Raw genomic sequence first — 8,049 nt, 5'->3', positions numbered from 1 at the left:
CGTCGAACGTGCGGGCCCCTTCGCAGGTACGGGCTCAGCGGGTGGCGAGGGCTTCCAGGACGCGGTCGAGGGAGGTGCCGAGGCCCCAGCGGGTGGAGAGTTCCTCCAGGGTCATCGGGTACAGCGGCTCGCGGGGGAGGGCCGGGTCGAAGCCCGGCAGGGGGGCGTCGTCGGCGACGCGGACGACCGTGGGGGCGACGTCGAGGTAGGCGGAGCCCTCGACGATGTTGCGGCGGCGGGCCGGGGTGAGCTTGGAGCCCGGGTCGAGAGCGGCGGCGCGGATGGCCGCGAGGTCGCCGTACTCGTTGATCAGCTGGGCGGCGGTCTTCTCGCCGATGCCCCTGACCCCGGGCAGGCCGTCCGACGGGTCCCCGCGCAGGGCGGCCATGTCGGCGTACCGGGCACCGCGCACGCCGTACTTCTCCAGCAGCAGCGCGTCGTCGGTGACCTGGAGGTTGCCCATGCCCTTGACCGGGTAGAGCACGGTGATCCCGCGGGCGTCGTCCACCAGCTGGAAGAGGTCGCGGTCGCCGGTGACGATCTGCACCGGCCCGGTGGCGCGGGCGGTGAGGGTGCCGATCACGTCGTCCGCCTCGTAGCCGGGGGAGCCGACCCGGGCGATGCCGAGCGCGTCCAGCACCTGTTCGATCACCGGGACCTGCGGGGCCAGCGTGTCGGGCACCTCCTCCTCGCCGTCCTCGGCCGCCTCGGCGACCCGGTGCGTCTTGTACGAGGGGACGAGGTCCACCCGCCACTGCGGGCGCCAGTCGGCGTCCATGCAGGCGACGAGTTCCTCGGGGCGGTGGTCGTGGACCAGCCGGGCGATGAAGTCCAGCAGGCCGCGGACGGCGTTGACCGGCTCACCCTGCGGCGAGCGCAGGGTGTCCGGTACGCCGAAGTAGGCCCGGAAGTACAGGCTGGCGGAGTCGAGCAGCATCAGTCGCGGTGCGGTCACGATCAGCATCATGCCGCACCGCGGTGACGGACGGGTGTCGTCAGTGCTCGTGCGGTCCGGCGCGGTGGACCGGGCCGTGGGCGTCGGCGCAGTGCTCGGCGTCGACGGCCGGATCGCCCGGCCCGGCGATCTGCAGCAGCGCGCCGGCCTCGTCCTCGCCGACGTGGTCGACCTGGAGGGTGGAGTGGGTGATGCCGTACTCGTCCGAGAGCCGGCGCTGCAGCGAACGGCGCACGGCGTGGCAGTCGCCGCCGGGGGTGACCAGGATGTGCGCGGACAGGGCGGGCTGGCCGGAGGTGATCTCCCAGATGTGCAGGTCGTGGATCTCCTCGACCAGTGGCTCGGTGACCATCCGGTCGGCCACCGCGTCCGGGTCGATCCCGGCCGGGGCGGCCTCCAGGAAGATCCGCCCGGAGTCCCGGACCAGCGCGATGCCGGCCTTGAGCATCAGTGCGACGACGATCAGCGAGGCGATCGCGTCGGCCCGGGCGAAGCCGGTGGTCAGCACGACCACACCGGCGACGGCGGTGGCGATGAACGCGTACAGGTCGGTCAGCACGTGCTGGAAGGCGCCCTCGACGTTCAGAGAGCTGCGGTTGGCCTTGGACATGCACCAGGTGGCGGCGAGGTTGACCACGATCCCGACCAGCGCGGTGATCAGCACCAGTGAGCCGGTGACCTCCGGTGGTTCGAGCAGCCGGGTGATCGCCTCGTAGCCCAGCCAGGCCGACAGCACCAGCAGGGTGACCCCGTTGGCCTGCGCGGAGAGGATCTCGGCGCGCTTGAGGCCGTAGGTGTAGCCGCCCCGGGCCGGGCGGGCGGCGAGCCGCATGGCGATCAGCGCGAGCACGATCGAGGCGGCGTCGGTGAGCATGTGGGCCGCGTCCGAGATCAGCGCCAGGGACTGGGCGGCGAAGCCGACCACGACCTCGCCGGCCATGAAGACGACGATCAGGGCGAGGGCGCTGAGCAGCCAGCGGCGGTCCGCGTCGGCGGCGACGCCGTGCGAGTGTCCGCCGTGTCCGCCGGACCCGTGCCCGTGTCCGCCGTGTCCGCGGTTCCCGTGCGAGTGCTTGTGGTCATGCGCATGATCATCGTGCGAATGCTCGTGCCCGGCCATGGAAGTCCTCTCTGGGCGCACGGGTGTGAAGGGGGGCGCGGCGCGACCGGCCCGCAACCGAAGTGAACCGCAGAATCGACAAAGATCCAAAGGTTGTACTGGTGACCGTTGTCGTTCCCGTCCGGGCGGCCGGACCCGGCGCACACCACAGCCGGCCGGCGGCCCGAACTCCCCTGCCCCCGCGCCCAGTTGCGCTACCCCAGTGCCAGCGTGTCGAGAGTCGCCGCGGTGGCCGCCCGGGCCAGGGCCCGCATCAGCCGCAGATCGTCCCCCTGCTCCGGGTGCCACTGCACCCCGAGCGCGAACCCCGGGCCCTCCACCGCCTCCACCGTCCCGTCCGGCGCGTGGGCGCTCACCCGCAGGCCCGCCCCGACCCGGTCGACGGCCTGGTGGTGGAAGGTCGGCACCTCCAGCTCGCTCTCCGGCAGCAGCCCGCCCAACAGCGTCCCCGGCACCGGCCGTACCAGGTGCGAGCCGTAGCACCCGGGCGACCCTCCGTGCACGTCCACCGGCACCACGTCCGGAAGGTGCTGCACCAGCGTCCCGCCGCACACCACGTTCAGGATCTGCATCCCCCGGCAGACCGCCAGCAGCGGCATTCCCGCCACCAGCGCCGCCCGCAGCAGCGCGACCTCCCAGGCGTCCCGCTCCGGCGAGTCCACCTCGGTCGCCGGATGGGCCGGCTCCCCGTAGTACGCCGGGTCGATGTCCGGCCCGCCCGCGATCACCAGGCCGTCCAGCCGGGCCAGCACCTCCGGCGCGCGCTCCGGGACGTCGGGCGGCAGCAGGACCGCGATTCCGCCGGAGTCCCGGACCTGCGCGGTGTACCGCTCGGGCAGCAGGGCCACCCGGCGGCCCCGCCAATCGCTCCAACTCGCGTCCACCAGGTAGGTGCTGACGCCGATCAAAGGCCTGCGATCCATGGCGCGCATTCTCCCCCCGAACCGCGCGATCCACCGTCAGCCACGCGCGTCGGCGCGCCACGGGCAGCCGACACCCGTCGCCCTCTTCCGCCCCGCGAGCGGCAGGCCGTACGGTTCGCTGTGACCGCTTGATCTCGAAGAGTGATCGAGGAGGAGGGTTCAGCCATGCTCGAACAGACCGCCGCGGGCTCGCCGCCCCGGCCGCCGCTGACCCTGGCCGGGCTGCGCACCCTGGTGGACGCCGGTGAGGTGCACACCGTCGCGCTCGCCTTCACCGACATGCAGGGCCGTCTCCAGGGCAAGCGCTTCGCCGCCCGGTTCTTCCTCGACGAGGTCGCCGAGCACGGCGCCGAGGCCTGCGACTACCTGCTGGCCGTCGACGTCGACCTGAACACCGTGGACGGCTACGCCTTCTCCTCCTGGGCCACCGGCTACGGCGACTTCGCGATGCGCCCCGACCTCGGCACCCTGCGGCTGACCCCCTGGCAGCCCGGCACCGCCCAGGTCACCGCCGACCTCGCCCGGCACGGCGGCCACCCGGTGGACGCCGCCCCGCGCCAGCTGCTGCGCCGCCAGATCGCCCGGCTCGCCGAGCACGGCCTGGCCGCCGACATCGGCACCGAGCTGGAGTTCCTGGTCTTCCGCGACACCTACGAGCAGGCCTGGCTGGGCGGCTACCGCGGCCTGACCCCGGCGAACCTCTACAACGTGGACTACTCGATGCTGGGCACGGCCCGGGTCGAGCCGCTGCTGTCCCGGATCCGCACCGAGATGGCCGGTGCCGGCCTGGTGGTGGAGTCCGCCAAGGGCGAGTGCAACCTCGGCCAGCACGAGATCGCCTTCCGCTACGCCGACGCCCTCACCACCTGCGACCAGCACAGCGTCTACAAGACCGGCGCGAAGGAGATCGCCGCCCAACTCGGCTGCGCGCTCACCTTCATGGCCAAGTACGACGAGCGCGAGGGCAACAGCTGCCACATCCACCTCTCGCTGCGCGACGCCGTCGGCGCCCCCGCCTTCGCCGACCGGGACGGCCGGATGACCGACACCATGCGGCACTTCCTGGCCGGTCAGCTGACCGCGCTGCGCGAGTTCAGCGTGCTGTACGCGCCGAACATCAACTCCTACAAGCGCTACCGCCCGGGCTCCTTCGCCCCGACCGCCGTCGCCTGGGGCCGGGACAACCGCACCTGCGCCTACCGGGTGGTCGGCCACGGCCCCGGCCTGCGGATGGAGAACCGGGTGCCGGGCGGCGACGTCAACCCGTACCTCGCGGTGGCCGGGATGATCGCGGCCGGCCTGCACGGGCTGCAGCGCAAGCTGGAACTGCCCGCGCCATGCCTCGGCAACGCCTACGCGGTCGAGGAGTACGCCCGGGTGCCCGGATCGCTGCGCGAGGCGGCCGAGCTGTGGGCGGACAGCGTGCTGGCCCGCGAGGCCTTCGGCGACGACGTGGTCGAGCACTACCTGAACATGGCCCGGGTCGAGCAGGCCGCCTACGACGGGGCGGTCACCGACTGGGAGCGCTACCGATCCTTCGAACGGATGTGACGCATGACCGACGGACGTGAGGCATGACCGAGCCGACCGCGAGCACCGCCCCCGCCGCGAGCACCGTTCGCAACCCCGCCACCGGCGAGGTGCTCGCCACTGTCCCGGACACCACCCCCGAACAGCTGGACGCGGCCGTCCGGCGGGCGGTGAAGGCCCAGGCGGGCTGGGCCGCGCTCGCCCCCGGCGAACGCGCCCGGCTGCTGCGCCGCTTCGCCGACCAGGTCGAGGTGCACGTCCCCGAGCTGGCCGCCCTGGAGGTGGAGGAGGCCGGCCACCTCCTGGGCAACGCCCGCTGGGAGGCCGGCAACGTCCGCGACCTGCTGGAGTACGCGGCCGGAGGAGTGGAGCGGCTGACCGGCCGGCAGATCCCGGTCCCCGGCGGCCTGGACGTGACCTTCCACGAGCCGGTCGGCGTGGTCGGGGTGATCGCGCCGTGGAACTTCCCGATGCCGATCGCCGCCTGGGGCTTCGCCCCCGCCCTGGCGGCCGGCAACGCCGTCCTGCTCAAGCCCGCCGAGGCCACCCCGCTGACGGCCCTGCGGCTGGCCGAGCTCGCCCTCGCGGCGGGCCTGCCCGAGGGCCTGTTCCAGGTCGTCCCGGGCGCGGGCGCCGGCACCGGCCGGGCCCTGGTGGACCACCCGGCCGTCCGCAAGATCGTCTTCACCGGCTCGACCGTCGTCGGCAAGGAGGTCGCCGCCCGCTGCGCCGCCCGCGCCAAGCGGGTCACCCTGGAGCTCGGCGGCAAGAGCCCCAACATCGTCTTCGCCGACGCCGACCTGGCCCGCGCCGCCGACCCGATGTCCTTCGCGGACAACAGCGGCCAGGACTGCTGCGCCCGCAGCCGGATCCTGGTCCAGCGCGAGGTGTACGAGGACTTCCTCGCCCTGCTGCTGCCCGCCGTCGAGACCCTGCGCACCGGCGACCCGGCCGACCCGCAGACGCAGCTCGGCCCGCTGATCTCGGCCTCCCAGGTCCGCCGGGTGGCCTCCTACCTCACCCCCGACCTGCCGGTGCTGGCCCGCGGGAAGGTCCCGGACGGGCCCGGCTACTGGCACCCGCCCACGGTGGTCGCCCCCGGGGACGCGGAGGCCCCGGCCGTCACCGAGGAGATCTTCGGCCCGGTCGCCGCCGTCCTGCCGTTCACCGACGAGGCCGACGCGCTGCGGCTGGCCAACGCCACCCGCTACGGCCTGTCCGGCTCGATCTGGACCCGGGACGTCGGCCGGGCGCTGCGCCTGGCCCGGGGCGTGCGGGCGGGCAACCTGTCGGTCAACTCGCACTCCTCGGTGCGCTACTGGACGCCCTTCGGCGGCTTCGGCGAGTCCGGGGTGGGCCGCGAGCTGGGGCCGGACGCGCTGCGCCACTTCACCGAGACCAAGAACGTCTTCATCCACAGCGAGGAGTGACAGCCCCATGAGCGAGAAGCACGCCGCGCGCGACGACGTCGTCTGCCGCCGGCTGGTCGGCCGCACCGCGGTGGTCACCGGCGCGGGCAGCGGGATCGGCCTGGCCGCCGCCCGACGGCTCGCCTCGGAGGGGGCGAAGGTCGTCTGCGCCGACCTCGACGAGGAGACCGGGCGGGCCGCCGCCAAGGAGGTCGGCGGGCTGTTCGTGCACACCGACGTCACCGACCCGTACATGGTCGAGGCGCTGTTCGACGAGGCGTACGAGACCTGCGGCAGCGTGGACGTCGCGTTCAACAACGCGGGCATCTCGCCGCCCGAGGACGACTCGATCCTCACCACCGGCCTGGACGCCTGGCGCAAGGTCCAGGAGGTCAACCTGACCTCGGTCTACCTGTGCTGCAAGGCCGCGCTGCCGTACATGCGCCGGCACGGGCGGGGCTCGATCATCAACACCGCCAGCTTCGTGGCCCGGATGGGCGCGGCCACCTCGCAGATCTCCTACACCGCCTCCAAGGGCGGGGTGCTGGCGATGTCCCGCGAGCTGGGCGTGCAGTTCGCCCGGGAGGGCATCCGGGTCAACGCGCTCTCGCCCGGGCCGGTGGACACCCCGCTGCTGCGCGAGCTGTTCGCCAAGGACCCGGAGCGGGCCGCCCGCCGGCTGGTGCACATCCCGCTCGGCCGGTTCGCCCGGGCCGAGGAGATCGCCGCCGCGGTGGCCTTCCTGGCCAGCGACGACTCCTCGTTCATCACGGCGAGCGAGTTCCTGGTGGACGGCGGCATCTCCGGGGCGTACGTGACCCCGCTCTAGGCTCGTCCTCGCCGCCGCACCGGGGTTCTCACCGGAATCTCATCGAAAACGGCGGGAATCTCCGGCTGCGCTGATTTCGCGTTTATCCGGCTGCCTTTAGATTCTCTACCGTGAGTGAGCAGATCCCCGCCGGGTGGTACCCGGACCCCAAGGACACCACCAGCGACCCGAGGCCGCAGCGGTGGTGGGACGGCAAGGGCTGGACGGCCGACACCCGGCCCGCACCCTCGGACGCCCCGGCGCCGGGAGCGGCCGAGCAGCCCAGGGTGCTGGAGGGCGAGGTGCTGGAGAGCGGCCCGACCGTCCGCTACCCGGAGCCGCCGCCCTTCGGCGCGGCCTACGGCTCGCCCGCCGGGCCGCCGCGCAAGGCCGGGCGCAAGCCCTCCAAGCTGGTGCTGGCGACCACCGCCGCCGCCCTCCTCGGCCTGGGCGCCGGCTCGGGCATCACCTACCTCGTGATGGACGGCCACGGGGACCGCGCCCCGCGCAGCGCCCGCTCGGCCCCGCAGGGCGGCAACGGCCCGTGGGGCGGCCTTCCGGGTTTCAGCGACCCCGGCAACGGCGGTGGCAACGGTGGTGGCGGCAACGGCGGCAACGGCGGCAACGGCGGGAGCGGCAACGGCGGCAGCGGGGACGGCAAGGGCGGCGGCAAGACCCGCCCGAGCGCCGACAAGGCGATCGACCTGGTCAACCGGCTCACCCTGCAGGCCCCGTCCGGCTGGGAGGCCGGCAGCACCCGCGATGGCTACGCCTCGCTCACCGTCGGCTCGTACACCTGCGCCGACGGCACGAGCGAATGCTCGCTCGGCGGTGTGAACACCGGGCGGATCGACGGCGGCGGCTCCGACGCCCAGACGGCGGCCAAGGCCGACATCGCGTCGGCCGCCAAGGCCGCGTACGGCGACATCACCGGGCACCAAGAGCTCAAGTCCGAGGCCGTGAAGGTCAACAACCAGGACGGCTACCTGGTCCGCTGGAAGGTGGACGCGCCCAAGGGCAACAACGGTTACGTGCAGACCGTGGTCTTCCCGTCCGCCGACGGGAAGTCGCTGGTCTCGGTGCACTTCGGCTTCGACATCGCCGACAAGGCGCCGGACGTCGCGGTGATGGACACCATCGTCAAGGGCATCACCGACTACAAGGGCAAGCTGCCGGGCATCCCGGGGCTGCCCGGGACCGGCTCCGGCGGGTCCGGTGCGGGCTCCGGAGGCGTCGGGGGCACCACCACCTGAGCCCCGCGCTCCTCACACGGCGGCGGCCCACCCGGGGGGAACCCTCCGGAT

General features: G+C 73.5%; 7 protein-coding genes. 4 read left to right on the top strand and 3 right to left on the bottom strand.

The window, feature by feature from the left end; genetic code table 11:
- Positions 1–34: 34 nt before the first annotated feature.
- The 3 genes from ACFU7Y_RS34880 to ACFU7Y_RS34870 all read right to left on the bottom strand — a co-directional run bounded on the left by ACFU7Y_RS34880 (position 35) and on the right by ACFU7Y_RS34870 (position 2,998).
- Positions 35–937: a 5'-3' exonuclease gene (locus tag ACFU7Y_RS34880; RefSeq protein WP_224281457.1), complete on the bottom strand. Its 903-nt coding sequence runs from the start codon at positions 935–937 to the stop codon at positions 35–37.
- A 58-nt stretch (positions 938–995) separates the two neighbouring features.
- Complete coding sequence (locus tag ACFU7Y_RS34875; RefSeq protein WP_380770762.1) at positions 996–2,075, bottom strand: cation diffusion facilitator family transporter; 1,080 nt, start codon at positions 2,073–2,075, stop codon at positions 996–998.
- Positions 2,076–2,269: 194 nt separating this feature from the next.
- Positions 2,270–2,998, bottom strand: a complete 729-nt coding sequence (locus tag ACFU7Y_RS34870; RefSeq protein ID WP_380770761.1) for a gamma-glutamyl-gamma-aminobutyrate hydrolase family protein — start codon at positions 2,996–2,998, stop codon at positions 2,270–2,272.
- A 165-nt stretch (positions 2,999–3,163) separates the two neighbouring features.
- Here ACFU7Y_RS34870 and ACFU7Y_RS34865 point away from each other — a divergent pair, with 165 nt between their 5' ends.
- The 4 genes from ACFU7Y_RS34865 to ACFU7Y_RS34850 all read left to right on the top strand — a co-directional run bounded on the left by ACFU7Y_RS34865 (position 3,164) and on the right by ACFU7Y_RS34850 (position 7,998).
- Entirely contained in the window at positions 3,164–4,549 is a 1,386-nt protein-coding gene (locus ACFU7Y_RS34865) for a glutamine synthetase family protein (RefSeq protein ID WP_224281451.1), read from the top strand.
- Positions 4,550–4,572: 23 nt separating this feature from the next.
- A complete protein-coding gene (locus tag ACFU7Y_RS34860; protein ID WP_224281452.1) occupies positions 4,573–5,958 on the top strand; it encodes an aldehyde dehydrogenase in 1,386 nt (461 codons plus the stop codon).
- Positions 5,959–5,965: 7 nt separating this feature from the next.
- On the top strand, positions 5,966–6,766 hold the full coding sequence (locus ACFU7Y_RS34855) for a 3-oxoacyl-ACP reductase (RefSeq protein WP_380770760.1): 801 nt from the start codon (positions 5,966–5,968) through the stop codon (positions 6,764–6,766).
- 110 nt (positions 6,767–6,876) lie between these two features.
- Positions 6,877–7,998: a DUF2510 domain-containing protein gene (locus ACFU7Y_RS34850; protein ID WP_380770759.1), complete on the top strand. Its 1,122-nt coding sequence runs from the start codon at positions 6,877–6,879 to the stop codon at positions 7,996–7,998.
- Positions 7,999–8,049: the final 51 nt, after the last annotated feature.

The organism is Kitasatospora sp. NPDC057542 (assembly GCF_042801945.1).
GTDB lineage: Bacteria > Actinomycetota > Actinomycetes > Streptomycetales > Streptomycetaceae > Kitasatospora.
This window is presented reverse-complemented; position numbering and strand designations above follow the sequence as displayed.